This window comes from Streptomyces sp. NPDC048566, assembly GCF_043199735.1.
Taxonomy (GTDB): domain Bacteria; phylum Actinomycetota; class Actinomycetes; order Streptomycetales; family Streptomycetaceae; genus Streptomyces.
Window position 1 is genome coordinate 90,935 of record NZ_JBICWL010000007.1, and the last position, 19,317, is coordinate 110,251.

16 protein-coding genes are annotated in these 19,317 nt (G+C 74.7%); 8 read left to right on the forward strand and 8 right to left on the reverse strand.

The genetic code is table 11. The features are described 5' to 3' along the window. Positions 1–181: 181 nt before the first annotated feature. Positions 182–952, reverse strand: coding sequence for a (2Fe-2S)-binding protein (locus ACGFS9_RS14290; protein WP_393253463.1), 771 nt, complete (start codon positions 950–952; stop codon positions 182–184). Positions 953–1,513: 561 nt separating this feature from the next. Here ACGFS9_RS14290 and ACGFS9_RS14295 point away from each other — a divergent pair. Then, positions 1,514–2,323 (forward strand): GntR family transcriptional regulator, encoded by an 810-nt coding sequence (locus ACGFS9_RS14295; RefSeq protein WP_393253464.1) that lies wholly within the window; start codon positions 1,514–1,516, stop codon positions 2,321–2,323. Between the two features lie 482 nt (positions 2,324–2,805). Here the strand turns inward: ACGFS9_RS14295 and ACGFS9_RS14300 are convergent, their stop codons facing one another. Both ACGFS9_RS14300 and ACGFS9_RS14305 read right to left on the reverse strand, forming a co-directional pair. Beyond that, entirely contained in the window at positions 2,806–3,579 is a 774-nt protein-coding gene (locus tag ACGFS9_RS14300) for a hypothetical protein (RefSeq protein ID WP_393253197.1), read from the reverse strand. Between the two features lie 137 nt (positions 3,580–3,716). Beyond that, positions 3,717–5,390, reverse strand: coding sequence for a PucR family transcriptional regulator (locus tag ACGFS9_RS14305; RefSeq protein WP_393253199.1), 1,674 nt, complete (start codon positions 5,388–5,390; stop codon positions 3,717–3,719). 457 nt (positions 5,391–5,847) lie between these two features. Between ACGFS9_RS14305 and ACGFS9_RS14310 the strand changes: the two genes are divergently transcribed. The 6 genes from ACGFS9_RS14310 to ACGFS9_RS14335 all read left to right on the forward strand — a co-directional run bounded on the left by ACGFS9_RS14310 (position 5,848) and on the right by ACGFS9_RS14335 (position 14,361). Beyond that, positions 5,848–6,738 carry an FAD binding domain-containing protein gene (locus ACGFS9_RS14310; RefSeq protein WP_393253200.1) on the forward strand — a complete coding sequence of 297 codons (891 nt, stop codon included), beginning with the start codon at positions 5,848–5,850 and terminating at the stop codon, positions 6,736–6,738. After that, positions 6,738–7,340, forward strand: coding sequence for a (2Fe-2S)-binding protein (locus ACGFS9_RS14315; protein WP_393253202.1), 603 nt, complete (start codon positions 6,738–6,740; stop codon positions 7,338–7,340). The genes ACGFS9_RS14310 and ACGFS9_RS14315 overlap by 1 nt, the downstream gene beginning before the upstream one ends. A 2-nt stretch (positions 7,341–7,342) precedes the next feature. After that, positions 7,343–9,730, forward strand: coding sequence for a xanthine dehydrogenase family protein molybdopterin-binding subunit (locus ACGFS9_RS14320; protein WP_393253203.1), 2,388 nt, complete (start codon positions 7,343–7,345; stop codon positions 9,728–9,730). 274 nt (positions 9,731–10,004) lie between these two features. Continuing rightward, entirely contained in the window at positions 10,005–11,462 is a 1,458-nt protein-coding gene (locus tag ACGFS9_RS14325) for an NCS2 family permease (protein ID WP_393253205.1), read from the forward strand. 42 nt (positions 11,463–11,504) lie between these two features. Continuing rightward, on the forward strand, positions 11,505–12,659 hold the full coding sequence (locus tag ACGFS9_RS14330; protein ID WP_393253207.1) for an XdhC family protein: 1,155 nt from the start codon (positions 11,505–11,507) through the stop codon (positions 12,657–12,659). Positions 12,660–13,167: 508 nt separating this feature from the next. Next, on the forward strand, positions 13,168–14,361 hold the full coding sequence (locus ACGFS9_RS14335; protein ID WP_393253209.1) for a glycoside hydrolase family 6 protein: 1,194 nt from the start codon (positions 13,168–13,170) through the stop codon (positions 14,359–14,361). Between the two features lie 148 nt (positions 14,362–14,509). On the opposite strand, the gene ACGFS9_RS14340 is transcribed toward ACGFS9_RS14335, so the two are convergent. The 4 genes from ACGFS9_RS14340 to ACGFS9_RS14355 form a co-directional block, all read right to left on the reverse strand. Next, a complete protein-coding gene (locus ACGFS9_RS14340; protein WP_393253211.1) occupies positions 14,510–14,950 on the reverse strand; it encodes an SRPBCC family protein in 441 nt (146 codons plus the stop codon). 205 nt (positions 14,951–15,155) lie between these two features. Then, complete coding sequence (locus ACGFS9_RS14345) at positions 15,156–15,947, reverse strand: polysaccharide deacetylase family protein (RefSeq protein ID WP_393253212.1); 792 nt, start codon at positions 15,945–15,947, stop codon at positions 15,156–15,158. Positions 15,948–16,182: 235 nt separating this feature from the next. Continuing rightward, complete coding sequence (locus ACGFS9_RS14350; protein ID WP_393253214.1) at positions 16,183–17,562, reverse strand: diacylglycerol/lipid kinase family protein; 1,380 nt, start codon at positions 17,560–17,562, stop codon at positions 16,183–16,185. An 88-nt stretch (positions 17,563–17,650) separates the two neighbouring features. After that, on the reverse strand, positions 17,651–18,148 hold the full coding sequence (locus tag ACGFS9_RS14355; protein WP_393253215.1) for a winged helix-turn-helix transcriptional regulator: 498 nt from the start codon (positions 18,146–18,148) through the stop codon (positions 17,651–17,653). 99 nt (positions 18,149–18,247) lie between these two features. Between ACGFS9_RS14355 and ACGFS9_RS14360 the strand changes: the two genes are divergently transcribed. After that, entirely contained in the window at positions 18,248–18,739 is a 492-nt protein-coding gene (locus ACGFS9_RS14360) for a PaaI family thioesterase (RefSeq protein WP_393253216.1), read from the forward strand. 42 nt (positions 18,740–18,781) lie between these two features. On the opposite strand, the gene ACGFS9_RS14365 is transcribed toward ACGFS9_RS14360, so the two are convergent. Continuing rightward, on the reverse strand, positions 18,782–19,171 hold the full coding sequence (locus tag ACGFS9_RS14365; protein ID WP_393253217.1) for an NUDIX domain-containing protein: 390 nt from the start codon (positions 19,169–19,171) through the stop codon (positions 18,782–18,784). Between the last annotated feature and the right edge of the window lie 146 nt (positions 19,172–19,317).

The window sequence follows — 19,317 nt, forward strand, 5'->3', positions numbered from 1 at the left end:
TGCCGCGCGAGGGACGGGAGTTGAGTGCGAATAAGATTACCCGTACGGGTGGTTCGGCGGATAGTTCCCGAGGTGTGTGGGGGAAATGTGAAGCACTCGTGATCCGGGTGCCGTCCCCACGGCGCGTACGGGCGATGCCGATCCTAGGGTGCGTGCGGGGTGCGTCCCGCCCCGGGGTGCCTCAACTCGCCCCGGCGACGGTCGACTTGCCGACACGCTCGGCGTCGCAGGTGCGGGGACAGGTCGGGCAGGTGCCCTCGGGGTCCACCGTGTAGAACAGGCAGCAGCTCGCCCGGTCGCGGGTGGGCAGCGGCCGGCCGGCGGGGCCGGCCAGGTCCCGGAACGCCGCCGAGCCGACGTACGGCCGGGTCGCGCCGGGCAGCAGCAGCTCCAGCTCGCGCCGGCCCCGGGCCTCCTCGTCGAACAGCCGGGCGACGTGCCAGAGCCCCTCGACGATCTCGTCCGTCGCCAGGCCCCACAGGGCCCGGCCGCGCCGGCGCGTCCGCGGCCCGAACCCGCCGAGCACCGGTTCCAGGTGCTCGGCCGCCGCGGCCCGGACCTCGGCGCGCAGCGCCTCCTCGTCCGGGACGACCCGCGCGCCCGGCAGCCCGGCGGCCGGGTCGCCGGGCAGGCAGGCGAAGGCGGTGACGCGGACGGCGAAGGCCCCGGACTCGCGGTGGTGGGCGACGTGCTCCACGGGTATCCGGGGGACCCGGCGCAGCAGGAACCACGGCGCGGTGATGAGCAGGCAGGCCGGCCAGGCGTACCGGTGCAGCCCGAAGGTCGCCGTGACGTCGGGGCGCGGCCGCCGTCCGTGGTCCCGGATCACCTGGGCCTCGTCCCAGGCGAGGAACGCGTCGAGCTCGGGTCCGCCCTCCGCGAGCCGGGCGGCGTGCACCCAGCCGGCACCCCGGGGCAGCGGCTCCCCCTCGGCCGTCTCGGTCACCCGCATGCCCGGCAGCGCCCCGGCCAGCCGGCGGTAGGCGTCCGTCGCCGGGGATGCGGTGGCGCAGGGCGTCCGGGGGCCGGTCGGGGCGGCCTCGCGGGCCGGGGCGGGCGCGGCGGGAGCGGGCATGCGGAACCATCGCTTCACGATCGTAGGCAGGTAAGGCTTACCTTACCCCGACTGGTGCGTATTTGAACTGAGGCGATGTGCGCCTATCGTGCTGGACGGACAAGTGACAACCGTCGCGACGGGGCGTGGCGGCCCGTGCGGCGCCGAGCCGGAGGAGGAGCCGTGGAGCAGGCCGGTCCCCGCGCCGTCCCCGGCCGGCCCGGCGCCGGTGCCCCGGAGGCCGCGGCCTTCCCCGTTCCCGCCCAGCCGCGGGCCGCGGGAGGGGACCGCCCCGGCGCACCGCGCGCCGCCGTCCCGTCCGTCGTCCCCGGCGACGGGGCCGACGCGCAGCGCCACGGCACCGGCCCCTCGGCCCGCGGCGAGCACACCCACGGCGAACCCGCGCACCGCGGACACGCGTGCGGCGAACACCGACCCGGCGAGCCCGTCCGCGACGAGGTGTCCGGCCCGCGCCCGCCCCGCCCCGGCTCCCCGCCCGCCGTCCCCGCGCAGGGCACCGGCCCCGGGGCGCGGGGGAGGGGTGCCCGCTCGACGGCGCAGGACGAGCACGGCGACGGCGGCAGGCAGTACGCCCGATCCTGCGCGCCGGCCGGCGGCTCCGCGCCCGGCATCGGCGACCGGCCCGCCGTGCAGCGCGCCTCCGTCCGCGGGCAGGTCCTCGACGCGTTGCGCACCGCGCTCGTCGCCGGCGAGCTCGCGCCCGGAGAGGTGTACTCGGCGCCCGCCCTCGGGGAGCGCCTCGGGGTCTCCGCGACGCCCGTGCGCGAGGCCATGCAGCAACTCGCGCTGGAAGGCGCCGTCGAGGTCGTCCCCAACCGCGGCTTCCGCGTCGTCGAACGCGGCACCCGGGAACTGGCCGAACTCGCCGAGATCCGCGGGCTGATCGAGGTCCCCGTGATGCTCCGGCTCGCCCGGACCGTGCCCGCCGACCGCTGGGCCGAGCTGCGCCCGCTGGCCGAGGCCACCGTCCGGGCCGCGTCCTCGGGATGCCGGGCGACCTACGCGGAGACCGACCGCGCCTTCCACCGCGCCGTCCTCGCCCTCGCGGACAACGCCCAACTGGTCCGCATCGCCGACGACCTGCACCGGCGCGCGCAGTGGCCGCTCGTCGGCGGACCCCTCTCGAGCGGCCGGGCCGACCTCGTGGCGGACGCCGCCGAACACACCGCGCTGCTCGACGCGTTGATCGCCGGCGACCTCGGGGTCGTCCAGGACCTGGTGCGGGAGCACTTCGCCGGGGCGCTCTAGAGGGGCGTACCGCGAGCGGCGCCCGGGGCGGTGCATCGCGTGGCGAAGCGTCGCCCGCGTGTGGGACGTACGGCTGGCGCGACGCCGCGGCGAGGTGCCGTGCCGGGCGCCGCGAGCCCGCGAAGCTTCCCGGTCGGGGCCCGGGAGAGGCATCCCGTGAGCGGCGTCCCCGCGCGCCCGGGCGGGCCCGCGTCCGCGGCGCGACCCCGACCGGTACGCGCCGCGCGGTGACGTGGCCGCGGCGGCCGGGGTCCTCCCGGCCTCCCGCACCGCGGCGTCCCCCGGTCCGGTCGCCGTCCGGTCCGTGCCCGCGGTCGCGAACCCCTCGCGGTTCGGGGAGACGCCGTGCGCCCGCGCTCACGCGCTGCGGACCGGAGAGGGGAGGCGCGGCCGGATCCGCCCGTGCGGCACCGGCCGGGACCGCGCCGCCGGTGTCCGGCGAACGGCCACGCCGGCCGCTCCGGCGGGCGGCGACAGCCCGGTCAGGCCGTCGCCGCGGGTGGTGCCAGCTGGTCCGCCAGCCAGGTGGGCACCCCGCCGAGCAGCCGGAACAGCCGACCCGCCTCCGCGCGCAGCCGGGACGACTCCGGCTCGGTCTCCGCGTCCGCGAGCGAGGCCAGCGCCGGGGCGGTCCCCACGAGGTAGCCCAGCTCCTCCCGGATGCGCAGGGACTCGGCGAAACCGTGCCGGGCCTCCGCCAACTCGCCCTCGCGCAGCGCGAGCCCGGCCAGATGCCGCCAGGTGCAGGACAGCAGCAGCGGATCGCCCTGGGACGTCGCGCCCGCGTGCGCCCGCCGGTACGCCGCCCGGGCCGCCTGCGGCGCCCGGGCGAGGTTCTCCGCCAGCAGCCCGCGCCGGAAGTCCAGCAGCGCCCGCGCCGGTGCGCCCGGCGCGATCAGCGCGGCGGCCCGGCCCAGCGCCGCGCGCGCCTCGTCGGCCCGGTCGCGGACGCCCAGCAGGGTCGCCGCATAGGCGAGTTGGCCCCGTTCGCAGGCGGCGGCCCCTCGCTCCTCGTCGCTCCGCGCCCGGGCCTCGGCGGCGCGCAGGGCGTCCTCGGCCTCGGCCCACCCCTGCTCGGTGTAGAGGCAGCGTTCGACGAGCAGCGAGGCCCGCTGGAGCGCGGCCGCCGCCGACAGCGGTGGGAGCAGTGCCGCCGCGTCGGCCCAGCAGGCGCGCGAACGCAGCCGCCATACCGCGGTCTGGAGTGGATCGTCCCCTGCAGTCGTTCCGGAACCAGACATGGCGGTATGCGCCACGTTGCCCTCCCCGAGCACACCATTGAGCTGTTGAGTGGTGGCATCTCAGCACGAATCGGCGGGCCCGGCCAAGAGGGTGGGTGAAGGATTTCACAAAGTGGCGGGGCGCACCGGTGCACCCGGGGGCCCGCCGCGCGTCAGCTCATCCGCAGGGCCAGGAAGAAGTCCAACTTGTCCTCCAGGCGCGACAGATCACGGCTCGTCAACTGCTCGATCCGGCCGACCCGGTAGCGCAGCGTATTGACGTGCAGGTGCAGCCGGGCCGCGCAGCGCGTCCAGGAGCCGTCGCAGTCGAGGAACGCCTCCAGGGTGGGGATCAGCTCCGCGCGGTGCCGGCCGTCGTACTCGCGCAGCGGATCGAGCAGGCGGGCGGTGAAGGCCCGCCGCACGTCGTCCGGCACGAAGGGGAGCAGCAGGACGTGCGAGGCCAGCTCCTGGTGACCGGCCGCGCACACCGGACCCGGCCTGGCCGCCGCGACCCGGCGGGCGTGCCGTGCCTCCTCCAGGGCGCCGCGCAGGCCCTCGGCCGAGTGCACGGCCGCGCTCACGCCCAGGGTGAGCCGCCCGTCGTCGCTCAGGCCGGCCGACAGCGGGGCCCGGACGGTCTCCAGCAGCCGGTCGGCGTGCAGACCCGAGCCGGAGCCGTCGTCGTCCGCCGACACCGCCGGAAGGGGGACCAGCGCGATCGCCTCGTCACCCGTGTGGGCGACGGCAATCCGGTCGGAATGTTCCGGCCCCTGGGACAGCGGGTCCACGAGGATCTCCTCCAGCAGCGACTGCGCGACCGGACCGCCCTCCACGTCGCCGCCCTCCCACTCGACCCGGGCCACCACCACCTGCCAGTGCGGGGCCGCGCCCAGACCTGGCAGCAGCACCGGCGCCGCGACCCGCAGCCGCGCCGCGATCTCCGCGGGCGCCGCACCCGTCTGCACCAGTTCCAGGACCTCCTGGGCGAGCCGCCGGCGCACGGTGCGGGCCGCGTCCCGCCGGTCCCGCTCCACCGCGATCAGCTGGGTGACGCCCTGGAGCAGGTCCAGCCGCTCCTCGGGCCAGTCCCCGGCGTCCGCCTCGACGGCCAGCAGCCAGTCGGAGAGCACCGTCTCGCGGACGTCCCGCGAGGCGGTCGCGGCCCGCACCGAGGAGCGGATCGGGAACAGCGAGTACGTCGTCCGGCCGACCGTGACCCGGTGCGGTCCGCGGCGCCCGGTGCGGGACGCCGCGAGGTGTTCGGCGGCCAGCCCGGCACAGGTCTGCGCGGGCGGCTCACCTCCCGCGGCCTTCGAGCCCGCCACGGTCCGCCCGGCGGGGGACAGCACCCAGGCGCGCAGGTCCAGGTCCGTGCCCAGCAGGTCGAGCACCACGTCGGGGCCGCCGCCGGCCGGGCCCGACGTCATCATCCGGCGGTGCCGGTCGACCACCGCGGCCAGGTCGCCGGCCCGCTCGCCGGACACCTGGCGCACCACGTGCTCGGTGATCGTGGCGAACGCGACGGACTCGTTGACGGCGAACAGGGGGAGACGGTGCCGGGCGCAGGCGAGGACCAGGTCGTCGGGGATGTCGCCGAGCTCCGCCTCGCCGGCCGCCAGCCCCGCCACCCCGGCGCTCGCGAGGATGCGGACGAAGGGCTCGGAGTCGCTGGCGTCGTGCCGCCAGGCGAGCCCGGTCAGCACCAGCTCGCCGCCCGACAGGTACCGGCTGGGGTCCTTCAGGTCCGTGGTCATCACGCCGCGGACGGTGCGGTCGAGCTCGTCCTCGCCGCCGAGCAGCCGCAGGCCCAGCGCGTCGGTGTCCAGCAGTGCGCGCAGCCGCATTCTCGTCGCCGCCGTTCTTTGTCTCGAAATCTACGATGAAGCGTGGGTGTGGTTCCCGCGAACGGGTGCCCTGTCCGGCGCGGACCCCGGCCGCGCCGCCGGGTGCCGGCGCGACCGTTCCCGGGGCCGCCGGCCGCGGCGCCCGCGAGCCCGGCACCCCGTCTCCGCGGTGCCGTGCCCACCGTGTCCGGCGCGCCGCGCCCTCTGTTTCCGGGAGGCCGTGCTCTCTGTTTCCAGAGGAAACCGAGGAGGTAACCGATGGCCTCCGTTCATACGAATCTACAAGATGCGCGCGCTGGCCAGCCAACTCCTTCATGGTTTCGGTGACTGACCCCCGTGCGCGACAGCGCTGTGTACTGGCCTCACTCCGCGTTAACACCTCATGAACGAGCCGGGCCGCCCGCACACGATCTGGCTTGATCAGAACGACCGACGACACGAATGAAGAGAGCCACTCATGGACTTCCTTCGCCCCGCCAGCTGGGAGGAGGCGCTCGCCGCCAAGGCCGAGCACCCCACGGCTGTGCCGATCGCGGGTGGCACCGACGTGATGGTCGAGATCAACTTCGACCACCGCAGGCCCGAGTACCTGCTCGACCTCAACCGCATCGGCGAGCTGAGCGAATGGGAGGTCGGCGAGGAGAGCGTGCGCCTGGGCGCCTCCGTTCCGTATACCCACATCATGGAGAACCTGCGCGCCGAACTGCCCGGCCTGGCGCTCGCCTCGCACACGGTCGCCTCCCCGCAGATCCGCAACCGCGGCGGAGTGGGCGGCAACCTCGGCACCGCCTCCCCGGCCGGCGACGCCCACCCCGCCCTCCTCGCGGCAGGCGCCGAGGTGGAGGTCGCCTCCGTCCGCGGATCGCGGCTGATCCCGATCGACGCGTTCTACACGGGCGTGAAGCGCAACGCGCTCGAACCCGACGAGCTGATCCGGGCCGTGCACGTCAGGAAGGCGGACGGCCCGCAGCAGTACTCGAAGGTCGGCACCCGCAACGCCATGGTGATCGCCGTGTGCGCCTTCGGACTCGCCCTGCACCCCGAGACCCGGACCGTCCGCACCGGCATCGGCTCCGCGGCCCCGACCCCGGTCCGCGCCCAGGCGGCCGAGGAGTTCCTGAACGCCGCGCTCGACGAGGGCGGCTTCTGGGACAACGGGAAGATCATCACCCCGTCGGTCGCCAAGCAGTTCGCGGACCTGTGCTCCGCGGCCTGCAACCCGATCGACGACGTCCGCGGCACCGCGAGCTACCGCCGCCACGCGGTGGGCATCATGGCCCGCCGCACTCTGACCTGGACCTGGGAGTCGTACCGCGGCGGCGCCGCCGGCACGGAGGGAGTCGCGTAATGCGTGTCAATTTCACGGTCAACGGACGCCGGCAGGAAGCCGACGACGTCTGGGAGGGCGAGAGCCTCCTGTACGTGCTGCGCGAGCGGATGGGCCTGCCCGGCTCCAAGAACGCCTGCGAGCAGGGCGAATGCGGTTCCTGCACCGTCCGTCTGGACGGCGTGCCGGTGTGCTCCTGCCTGGTCGCCGCCGGACAGGTCGAGGGCCGCGAGGTCGTCACCGTCGAGGGGCTCGCCGACTTCGCCCGGCAGCGCGCGGAGCACGGCGGGTGCGCCACCGGCGCCTGCGGCGGCGGGACCGGCGAGGGCACCTCGCCGGACGCGGCCAAGGGCTGGGCCGCCAAGGGCCAGGACTCGCAGACCGGCGAGGGCACCGAACTCTCCCCGATCCAGCAGGCGTTCATCGACGCCGGCGCCGTCCAGTGCGGCTTCTGCACCCCGGGCCTGCTGGTCGCGGCGGACGAGATGCTGGAGCGCACGCCGAACCCGACCGACGCCGACATCCGCGAGGCGCTCTCGGGCAACCTGTGCCGCTGCACCGGCTACGAGAAGATCATGGACGCGGTCCGCCTCGCGGCCGCCCGGCAGACCGAGGAGGTCTGACCATGGGTACGACCGGAACGCCCACGAACCTCACCCAGGGCTCCCAGACCAAGGGCGGCATCGGGGAGTCGACGCTGCGCCCCGACGGCACCCTCAAGGTCACCGGAGAGTTCGCGTACTCCTCCGACATGTGGCACGAGGACATGCTGTGGGGGCAGATCCTGCGCTCCACCGTCGCGCACGCCGAGATCGTCTCCATCGACACCTCCGAGGCCCTCGCGCAGCCCGGCGTCTACGCCGTCCTCACCTACGACGACCTGCCCACCGCGGTGAAGAACTACGGTCTGGAGATCCAGGACACCCCGGTCCTCGCGCACGGCAAGGTGCGCCACCACGGCGAGCCCGTCGCGATCGTCGCCGCCGACCACCCGGAGACCGCGCGCCGCGCCGCCGCCAAGATCAAGGTGGACTACCGGGAGCTGCCGGTGATCACGGACGAGGCGTCCGCGACCGCGCCCGACGCGATCCTCGTCCACGAGAACCGCGACGACCACCACATCGGCCACGTACCGCACCCCAACATCGTCCACCGGCAGCCGATCGTGCGCGGCGACGTGGAGGAGGCCGCCGGCAGGGCCGACTTCGTCGTCAGCGGCGAGTACACCTTCGGCATGCAGGACCAGGCCTTCCTCGGACCGGAGTCCGGCCTCGCCGTGCCCGCCGAGGACGGCGGTGTGGACCTCTACGTCGCCACCCAGTGGCTGCACTCCGACCTCAAGCAGATCGCCCCCGTCCTCGGCCTGCCCGAGGACAAGGTCCGCATGACGCTGTCCGGCGTCGGCGGCGCCTTCGGCGGACGCGAGGACCTGTCGATGCAGATCCACGCCTGCCTGCTGGCCCTGCGCACCGGCAAGCCCGTGAAGATCGTCTACAACCGCTTCGAGTCCTTCTTCGGGCACGTCCACCGCCACCCCGCGAAGCTCTACTACGAGCACGGGGCCACCAAGGACGGCAAGCTCACCCACATGAGGGCGCGGATCGTCCTGGACGGCGGCGCGTACGCCTCGGCCTCGCCCGCCGTCGTCGGCAACGCCTCCTCGCTCAGCGTCGGCCCGTACGTGGTCGAGAACGTGGACATCGAGGCGATCGCGCTCTACACCAACAACCCGCCCTGCGGCGCGATGCGCGGCTTCGGCGCCGTCCAGGCGTGCTTCGCCTACGAGGCCCAGATGGACCGGCTCGCCGACAAGGTGGGCATGGACCGGGTCGCGTTCCGCCAGCTCAACGCCATGGAACAGGGCACGCTCCTGCCGACCGGCCAGGTCGTCGACTCGCCGGCCCCGGTCGCCGAACTCCTGCGCCGCGTCAAGGCGATGCCGCTGCCGCCCGAGCAGCAGTGGCTCACCGCCGGCGAGCAGGCCGACGTCCGGCAGCTGCCCGGCGGCCTGTCCAACACCACGCACGGCGAGGGCGTCGTCCGCGGCGTCGGCTACGCCGTCGGCATCAAGAACGTCGGCTTCTCCGAGGGCTTCGACGACTACTCCACCGCCAAGGTCCGCATGGAGGTGGTCGGCGGCGAGCCGGTGGCCACCGTGCACACCGCGATGGCCGAGGTCGGCCAGGGCGGCGTCACCGTCCACGCGCAGATCGCCCGCACCGAACTGGGCGTCACACAGGTCACCATCCACCCCGCCGACACCCAGGTGGGCAGCGCCGGTTCGACGTCCGCCTCGCGGCAGACCTACGTCACCGGCGGCGCGGTGAAGAACTCCTGCGAGCTGGTCCGCGAGAAGGTCCTCGAACTCGGCCGCCGCAGGTTCGGCACCTACCACCCCGCCTGGGCCACCGCCGAACTCCTGCTGGAGGGCGGCAAGGTCGTCACCGACGGCGGCGAGGTCCTCGCCGACCTGGCGGACGTGCTGGAGGGCGAGGCGATCGAGATCGAGGCCGAGTGGCGGCACCGCCCCACCGAGGCCTTCGACCTGCGCACCGGCCAGGGCAACGGCCACGTCCAGTACTCCTTCGCCGCGCACCGCGCCGTCGTGGAGGTGGACACCGAACTCGGCCTGGTCAAGGTCATCGAACTGGCCTGCGCCCAGGACGTCGGCAAGGCGCTGAACCCGCTGTCCGTCATCGGCCAGATCCAGGGTGGCACCACCCAGGGCCTGGGCGTGGCGGTCATGGAGGAGATCATCGTCGACCCCAAGACCGCGAAGGTGCGCAACCCCTCCTTCACGGACTACCTCATCCCCACCATCCTCGACACGCCGACCATCCCCGTCGACGTGCTCGAACTCGCCGACGACCACGCCCCGTACGGGCTGCGCGGCATCGGCGAGGCGCCGACCCTGTCGTCCACTCCGGCCGTCCTCGCGGCGATCCGGAACGCGACGGGGCTGGAGCTCAACCGGACACCGGTCCGCCCCGAACACCTCACGGGCACCGTGTAGCACCGGCCGCAACTCTCCGGGCGGCGCCCGGGAACGTCACAGGTCACCACGCCGCCCGGAGTCCCGGCACCGCACCGCTCGCGGGGCCGGGAGCCGTCAGAGAGCAGCACAGCACAGACACGTACCGCACCAGAGTCCTTCTCGTTCGCCTCGGGCCGTCCCCCGGGTCGTGCGGCCGAAGCACCTTCCCAAATCCCGCAACCGCCACGGCGGTTCCCACAGCCGTCACGTCGGCTGTCGCGGGTGCCCCTTTGAACCTTGGGAGTAGGCCCACATGACCCAGCAGTCACTGGAGCCGAAGACCGTCGCGACGGACGCGGGCGCGGGCAGCCGCGTTCCGGCCGGACGGTCCTGGCTCGACCGGTACTTTCACATATCCCAGCGGGGAAGCTCGATCGCGCGCGAGGTGCGCGGCGGCGTCACCACCTTCATGGCGATGGCGTACATCCTGCTGCTCAACCCCCTCATCCTGTCCGGCAAGGACGCGGCGGGGGACGTGCTCGGCCAGAAGGCGCTGATCACCGCGACGGCGTTCGCGGCGGCCTTCACCACGCTCCTCATGGGATTCGTCGGGAAGGTGCCGCTGGCGCTGGCCGCCGGGCTCTCCGTGTCCGGGGTGCTCTCCTCGCAGGTCGCGCCGCAGATGACCTGGCCGCAGGCCATGGGCATGTGCGTGATGTACGGCGCGGTCATCATGCTGCTGGTCGTCACCGGCCTGCGCGAGATGATCATGAACGCGATCCCGCTGGCCCTCAAGCACGCCATCACCATGGGCATCGGCCTGTTCATCGCGCTGATCGGTCTGGTCAAGGCCGGCTTCGTGCACCCCGGCAAGGCGACCCCGGTCAGTCTCGGCGCCACCGGTGAACTCGCCGGCTGGCCGGTCCTGCTCTTCGCCGCCACCCTGCTGCTGATCTTCATGCTCCAGGCGCGCGGCGTCTCCGGCGCGATCCTCATCGGCATCGTCACCGGCACGGTCGTCTCCGTCCTGCTCAGCGTCAGCGGCGTCATCGACCCGAAGCAGTGGGCCAGCGGTGCCCCCGAGCTGCACGGCAGCGCGGTCTCCATGCCGGACTTCTCGCTCTTCGGGAAGGTCGAGTTCGGCGGCTGGGGCCAGGTCGGCGCCATGACGGTCGGCATGATCGTCTTCACCCTGGTGCTCGCCGGCTTCTTCGACGCGATGGCCACCATCATCGGCGTCGGCACCGAGGCCCGGCTGGCGGACGCCCAGGGCCGGATGCCCGGACTGTCGAAGGCGCTGTTCATCGACGGCGCGGGCGGAGCGGTCGGCGGCGTCGCCGGCGCCTCCGGCCAGACGGTCTTCGTCGAGTCCGCCACCGGCGTCGGCGAGGGGGCCCGCACCGGCCTGTCCTCCGTGGTCACCGGCCTGTTCTTCGCGGCCTGCCTCTTCTTCACCCCGCTCACCGCCATCGTGCCCGGCGAGGTCGCCGCGGCGGCCCTGGTGGTCATCGGGGCGATGATGATGATGAACGCCCGGCACGTCGACTGGGCCGACCGCGCCACCGCGATCCCCGTCTTCCTGACCGTGGTGATCATGCCGTTCACCTACTCGATCACCGCCGGCGTGGCGGCCGGTGTGATCAGCTACACGGCCATCAAGGTCGCCCAGGGCAAGGCGCGGGAGATCGGGGCCTTCATGTGGGGCCTGACGGTGATCTTCTTCGTGTACTTCGCGCTCAACCCGATCGAGAGCTGGATGGGCGTCCACTGACGCTCCGGCTCGCTCCACGCAACCGCTGTTAAGGAGACCGAGATGCTGGACATCGCCGACGAGCTGCACCGGTGGGTCGAGCAGGGCCGCGACTTCGCCGTCGCCACCGTGGTGGCCGTCGGGGGCAGCGCGCCCCGCCAGCCGGGCGCCGCCCTCGCGGTCGACGCCGAGGGCACGGCCGTCGGCTCGGTCTCCGGCGGTTGCGTGGAGGGAGCGGTCTACGAGCTGTGCCGGCAGGCCCTGGAGGACGGCGGCACCGTCCTCGAACGCTTCGGCTACAGCGACGACGACGCCTTCGCGGTCGGACTGACCTGCGGAGGCGTCATCGACATCCTCGTCACCCCGGTCCGCGCCCGGGACACCGCGCGGCGCGCGCTGTTCGCCACGGCGCTGGCCGCGGTCGCGGACGGCGAGGCGGCGGCGGTCGCCCGCGTGGTGAGCGGACCCGCCGACCTGACGGGGCGCGCGATCGTCGTCCGGTCCGACGGCTCGCACGAGGGCGGCTTCGGCGGCCACCCCGAACTCGACCGCACGGTGGTGGCCGAGACGGCGGCCCAGCTCGACGCGGGCCGTACCGGCGTCCTGGAGATCGGAGAGCAGGGCTCCCGTTGCGGAGCGCCGCTCACCGTCCTGGTGGAGTCCTCCGTGCCGCCGCCCCGCATGATCGTCTTCGGGGCCATCGACTTCGCCTCGGCGCTGGTGCGCGTCGGCGCGTTCCTCGGCTACCGCGTGACCGTGTGCGACGCCCGCCCGGTGTTCGCCACCCGGGCGCGCTTCCCCGACGCCGACGAGATCGTCGTGGACTGGCCGCACCGCTACCTGGAGCGCACCGACGTCGACGCGCGGACCGTCCTGTGCGTCCTCACCCACGACGCCAAGTTCGACGTGCCGCTGCTCCGGCTGGCCCTGCGGCTCCCGGTGGCCTACGTCGGCGCCATGGGCTCCCGGCGGACGCACCTCGACCGCAACGAGCGGCTGCGCGAGGTCGGCGTCACCGAACTGGAACTGGCCCGCCTCAGGTCGCCCATCGGCCTGGACCTCGGAGCGCGCACCCCCGAGGAGACGGCCCTCTCCATCGCCGCGGAGATCGTGGCCAACCGGCGCGGCGGCAGCGGCACGTCGCTGACCGGCGCCCACACCCCGATCCACCACGACCCGGCCGGGGCCCCGGCCCGCCGCATCGGCTCGGTGGCCTGACCGGCACAGGCACCCCGGAGCCCCCTCGGCCGCCGACGGCGCTCCGGCCCCCAACGACCCCCGTGCCCGGGTTGCCCCCCGGCCCACAACAGCTCGCGTGCCCCGGACGACCCTCCCGCCCCCCGTCCCGGGCCCAGGTGCCGCGTCCGGTCGTGGCGTGCGTGCCTCCGCTTGGCGTGCAGGGCTCTGTGTTCGACCTCGGCGGTGCTCGCGGCCCGGGGCCGGCTCACGTCCCTTTCGATGTCCGGGCGGCGGCGCCCGCCGGTGCCGGGGCGCGCTCCCTCGGCCCGCGGCGACCGTGGCGCCTCGGACACGCTCCCGCCCCCGCCCCGGCGCTCCGTGCGCCCTGCCGGGCTCCCTCTCCATCGCGGCCCGTGCCGAGCCGCCGCCGGTCGCCTCGCCTCGGTTGCGCCCCGTGTATTGACGTAGCCATGTCGCTCGGCGAGTCTCCTGTGGGAGCGCTCCCGCAAGTCCCTCGTGACCGTTGCGACCCAGGAGTGGAATCCGCATGAGACGACGTACCCCCACATGGCTCGCGGCCCTGTCGCTGGGCGCCGCCGCGCTGCTCGGCGTCCCCCCTGCGCACGCCGAGCAGGCCGTGCCGCCCGCGGGCGGCGGAGGCCACGGCACCGCGCTGTACGTCCCGGACGCCAACCCCGCGGCCTACCGCCAGGCGCTCGACCTCGCCCGGTCCGGCCGGCTGCGCGACGCGGCGGGCATCCTGGCCATGGTGAACACCCCGCAGGCCGTGTGGTTCGGCGACCAGACGCCGGCCGAGGTGGAGCGGCAGGCCCGCGCCGTGGTGCGGGACGCGGGCCGCGCGCACGCGACCGCGGTGATCGCGCTCTACGACATCCCCGGCCGGGACTGCTCCAACTACTCGGCGGGCGGGGCCGCCGACACCGCGGAGTACCAGGAATGGATCGACGCCGTGGCGCGGGGGATCGGCCACGGCGACACGATCGTCGTCCTCGAACCCGACGCCCTCGCCCTGCTGCCGTCCGACTGCGGGCAGGACGACGCGCAGGGCACGAAGACCGCGGCACGCTACGCCGAGGTCAACTACGCGGTCGACGCGCTGGAACCGCTGCCGGGCACGCGGGTCTACCTCGACACCGGGCACCCCGGCTGGCACACCGTCGACTCCATCGTGCCGCGCCTGGTCAAGGGGGGCGTGGGCCGGGCCTCCGGCTTCTACACCAACGCCTCGAACTACCACACCGACGAGGCCGACTCCTGGTACGGCAAGCTGATCTCGTCCTGCCTGGCCTACGTCGGCGACGGAGGAGACGCGGCCGAGTGCCCGAGCCAGGGCACACCGCGGGCCGAGGCGCAGGCATGGCTCGACGCGCACGTGCACACGCCCCCCTCGCACATGAAGCACTTCGTCACCGACTCCAGCCGCAACGGCCGGGGCCCCTGGACCCCGCCCGCCGGCACGTACACGGACGCGCAGGACTGGTGCAACCCGCCGGACCGCGGTCTGGGCGCGCGGCCGACGCTGCGCACGCGCGACCCCCTGCAGGACGCCCGGTTGTGGATCAAGACGCCGGGCGAGTCGGACGGGCTCTGCCTGCGCGGCACGCCGGGCCCGCAGGACCCCGAGCGCGGGACGGTCGACCCGGCCGCGGGGGAGTGGTTCCCACAACAGGCCCTGGAACTCGTCCGGTTCGCCAACCCGCCCATCACACCGCTGAGGTGACGCACCATCGGCCCGGTGCGCCGCGGCCGGCGGGCGGCGCCGTTCCGAGGCCCTTGGCGGCGCCGCCCGCCGGGCCGGCGCCCTGCCGCGCGGGCGGCGGAGCCGACGCGGTCCGGGGGCACGGCACCCGCACGCCGCGGGCGCCGCCTCACTCCCGGCGCAGCAGCGCGTCGGCCGCCCGGCCGAACATCCAGCGCGCCGACCACCCCAACGGGCGGTCGGCGAGGCCGGGCAGTCCGCGTACGGTCACGTCCTCCCGCCAGATCACCCGCGAACCGCCGGCCGCCGCCGGGTGGACCTCGATCTCGGCCCATCCGGTGACGACCGTGCCGCGCTTCTCCAGCCGGCACCGCGCCGGTCCGTCGGCCCGCGGCGGCCGCCACTCGGTGACCTCCATCGGGTCGTCGAACGCCAGCGGCCCGATCCCCGACCGTGCCACGAACACGGTGCCCGGTCCGGTCGGGGGAGGGGTCCGCACGGTGACCCGGGTGAGCGGGACGACGTCCGCGTGCCGGGGCCAGTCGGTGAGCCGGCGCCAGCTCTCGGGGACGGAGTGCCGGGAGGAGCGCTCCAGGACGAAGAGGACCATGGGGCGAGCCTACGGGGGGACGGCGCGCCGTCCGCGCTCCGGGACGGGCGCGCCCGGCGGGTCCGGGCGGCGGCGGACGCCGCTGCGGAGGGCGTCGGGCCGAGGGCGTCGCGCGCGGGGCGGGGCCGGAGGGGCGCGCCGGCGCGGACCGCTCGGCCGTCGCCGGCCGCCGGCTCGACGTGGTGCGGGCTCCGGTCCCGTGCCGTCACGGCCGGTACACGGTGCCGGGCCGGGCCCTGCCCGGTGCGAGGAGCTGGGGCACGGTGACGAACACGTAGCCCCGCTCCTTGAGCGCGTCGATGATGCCGGGCACCGCCGGCACCGTGCCGGGGTAGAGGTCGTGCAGCAGGATGATCCCGTCCCGGGAGGACTGCTGGAGGACGCGTCGCCGTATCAGGGCCGAGTCGTTCGTCGCGTAGTCCTTCGCGGTCACGCTCCACAGGACCTCCGCGAGCCCCTCCTCCCGCGCGATCCGGTGCACGGTGTCGTCGGTGCGGCCCTGCGGCGGGCGCATGAGCGTCGGCCTGCGGCCGATGAGTCGCTCGATCTCCTCGTTCGGGCGGCGCAGTTCCTCGCGTATCTCCTCCGGCGGAATCCGGGTCAGGATTCTGTGGTCCCAGGTGTGGCTGGCCACCTCGTGGCCCTCCGCCTCCATGCGCCGCACCAGGTCCGGGTACTTCTCCATGTGCCGCTTGCCGAGCAGGAAGAACGTCGCCGGGACCTTCTTCTGCGCGAGGATGTCGAGGAGCCGGGCCGAGTGCTCGCTGGGGCCCGCGTCGAAGGTCAGCGCGATGCACTTGGCCTTCCGGCAGTCGACGGCCCCGAACCCCGCGGGCGCGGTCCCGTCGCCCGCGCCGGCCCGGGCGGCGCTCGGCGCGGTGGTGTGCAGGGTCGTGCATCCGGTCAGCGGGAGGGCCAGCGCGAGCGCCGCCGAGAGCGTGGCCACGGCACGGAACCCGGGCAGGGGTTTGGTCGTCTTCGAGCGCAGAGAAGGCATGGCGTGACTGTACATGACGTGTATACACGGTATGTATAGTCGACTTCGTCGATCCCCGGAAGGCCGCGCCGACCGGTCGTGACCTGCGGTGACGTGCTTCTCTCGGCCCGTCCGCGCCGTCCGCGCCGTCCGCGCCGGTGGTGGAGCCGGGCGCGGCGAACCGGGGGTGCGCAGGCGTCGGGCGGGCGCGGTACCGGCCGGCGTTCCGGGCTCCGGTGCCGGGCGCGGGCGAGGGTCAGACGAGCTTGCGGAGGGTGTCCGGGCCCGGCGGCGACTTGTGCCCCGGCCGCCGTACGCCGGCCGTGCGGCCGACGAGCAGGGCCAGCGACAGCAGCCGCCGCCAGTCCAGGGCGGGTTGGACGTCGGGGACGCCGGGCCGCTTCCTCGGGACGCGCACGCGCAGGGCGCCCGCCTCGATGCGGCACCGCACCGGTGTCGGCAGCATCATGGCCTCGCCGTCGACGCCCACCTCCAGCTCGTCGCTGTCGGCGCCGACGACCACCTCCCGCGCGGTGAGCACCGCGAGGCCGTCCGGGTCGGGGGCGAGCAGCAGGGCGGCGGCCTCGACGGCGCTGTCGACCTTGACGCCGAGGATGCCGAGCCGCCCCGAGTCGAGCCGTTCGCGGCGGCCTAGGCCGGCCGGGTCGTTGGTCCGGTAGGGATTGTTGCTCACCAGCAGCGCCTGCGGTGCGTCGAGCGTCGTCCCGCCCGCCTCCGCGGTCAGCCGGGGCCCGCGCTGACGCGTCAGCAGGTCGGGGAGGAGCTGGAGCGAGGTGCCGATCTTGTCGTCGCGGTACGCGGGGTCCTGGACGACCGCCGCGTAGGCCCCGAACGAGGCGTTGTTGACGAAGGGGTGGTCGCCCGCGAAGCCGAGGTCGACGCGCAGCTCGACGCCGTGCGTCAGGGCGTCGAGGCAGGTCGAGGGGTCGTCCCGGTCGAGCCCGAGGTCCAGCGCGAAGTGGTTGCGGGTGCCCGCGGAGATCACCAGGAACGGCAGTCCGTGCTCGGCCGCCGCGGCCGCGACCAGGGCCTGTGTCCCGTCGCCGCCGGCGACGCCCAGCAGGTCCGCACCGTCCGCGACCGCCTGCCGGGCCAGCACGGTCACGTCCTGCTCGGCGCGCGGGTCGAGCAGCACGACCCGCGCGCCGAGCCGCTCCGCCTTCTCCACGAGGCCGAAGCGCTCGACCTTGCCTCCGCCGGAGCGGGGGTTCATCAGGAGGAACGGCCGCTTCGGCCGCGGCGTGCGGTACTCCTTCATCGGGCGGACCCGGCCGCGGGTGCCGCGCAGCGCGTACCGGCCGCACCACACCGCGACGACCCACAGCACCGGCGACAGCAGCAGCGTCCACAGCAGGGTGACCGCGAGCACCACGATGATCCCCAGCGGCACGGCGACCGCCAGCAGGCCGGCGATCCAGCGGGCCGGGCCCCGGCGGGAGAGGGTCCACCACAGGGCGGCCGCGGCCACGGCCATCCCGACGACTGCGGCGACCATGAGCAGCACCCCGCGGAGCCCACCGGTGACCAGCGGCACGGCGACCGCCAGGGCCGCCGCGGCCAGGGCCGCCCGCGCGGCCCACCGCTTCCGGGCCGGCGGCCTGGTGTCCGTCCCCATCGTTCCTCCACCACTCGGTCGCCGGCGCACTGCGCTCACGGTACGAGAGGAAGCGCCCCGCCGGTCGGGTGGACCCGGTCCGGTGCGCTCACCGCCGCTGCGCCGCCTTCGGTGGCACGGGGTCCGCGAGCCGCGCGGAGGGGCCGGGCCGGGTGCGTGCCTGCGGGGGCACCAGCTCGCCGTGCCCCGCCCCGCAGACGACCGCCGCGCGGACCTCCTCGCCGCATCCGTCGTGCACGACCTCCAGCGGCGGGCCCTCCGGGTCCGCCGTGTGCCGGTCGCCCCACTGCTTCAGCGCGATCATGGCGGGCCACAGCTCCCAGCCCTTGCGGGTGAGCCGGTACTCGTGGCGGGTCCGGCTGCCGGGCTCGCTGTAGGGGACCGTGTCGAGGATTCCGGCCGCGACGAGCTTGCGCAGCCGGTCGGCCAGCACGCTCTCGGAGAGCCCGACGTGCCGCCGGAAGTCGTCGAAGCGCCGTACGCCGTTCATGGCGTCCCGCAGGACGAGCATCGACCACTTCTCGCCGATCAGGTCGAGCGTCCGCCGGACCGTGCAGTTCTCGGTGCTGGTGTCGAGCCACGTCATGGGCCCCATCGTAGGCTGGCTCCGCCATTGACAGCCAGGTCCCGACCTGGCTAGCTTCGAAAACAGAAGACAGGTGGAGCGAGCGAGCGGGGAGCAACCGTGGGCAGGTCACGCACGTACGACTGGGAGGACCCGGCCGTCTCCGCCGCCGCCGTGGGGCGGTACAGCGGCCTGGAGTTCCTGCGCGAGGTGCAGGCCGGCCGCCTCCCCGCGCCGCCGATCGCGGCCACCCTCGGCATGACCCTCGAAGAGGTCGACCACGGCCGCGCGGTCTTCGCCCTGGTCCCCGGCGAGGAGCACTACAACCCGATCGGCAGCGTCCACGGCGGCGTCTACGCCACGCTGCTCGACTCGGCGGCGGGCTGCGCCGTGCAGTCCGTGCTGCCCCCGGCCACCGGGTACACCTCGCTGGACCTGAGCGTGAAGTTCCTGCGGCCGGTCACCGTGGACACCGGCAGGGTCCGTGCCGTCGGCACCGTGCTCAGCAGCGGCCGGCGCACGGCGCTCGCGCAGGCCGAACTCCTCGACGAGGACGACCGGTTGCTCGCCCACACCACCAGCAGCTGCCTGCTGTTCCCGGTGACCGCCTGAGCGAGGGTCCGGCGCGGTCCGACGGCCCCTGCCGGACGGGGGCTAAAGGGAGGTCCGGCCCTCCAGGTACTCCGGCACCCCGGCCGGCAGCCCGGCGTCCACGGCCTGCGCGAACGGGGTCCAGTGCACCTGCTCGGCGGTGAGCCGGGCCTCGGGCGAGGGCGTGTCGCTCAGCAGCCGGCACACCACGGTCGAGCGGCCCGCGACCGGGCCCGACGGCTCCTCGCCCTCCGGCTCCAGCAGCGAGAAGCCGTCCACGAGGTAGCCCGTCAGCTCGTAGACCACGCGGGCCGCCGTGGCCTGGGGCCGCTCGGCGAGCTCGGGAGGGCCCGACGGCAGCCGCCGGCCCCCCGATGCGTCGACGAGCAGCAGCCGGCCGTCGTCCACGACGACCGCCTCCACCGTGTCCCGGGCGGTCTGCTCCAGCGCCATGGCCCAACCGTTCCTTCCGTCGCCGTGCGACCCTCCGGGCCGCTCCCGTCGGGGTGACCCGTACCTACCCGGCGCGGGTCGCTTCACGCGGTGCGGGCGGCTTTCCGCAGACCTCCACGCTCCGTTGCGACGGGGAGCGCCCCGGA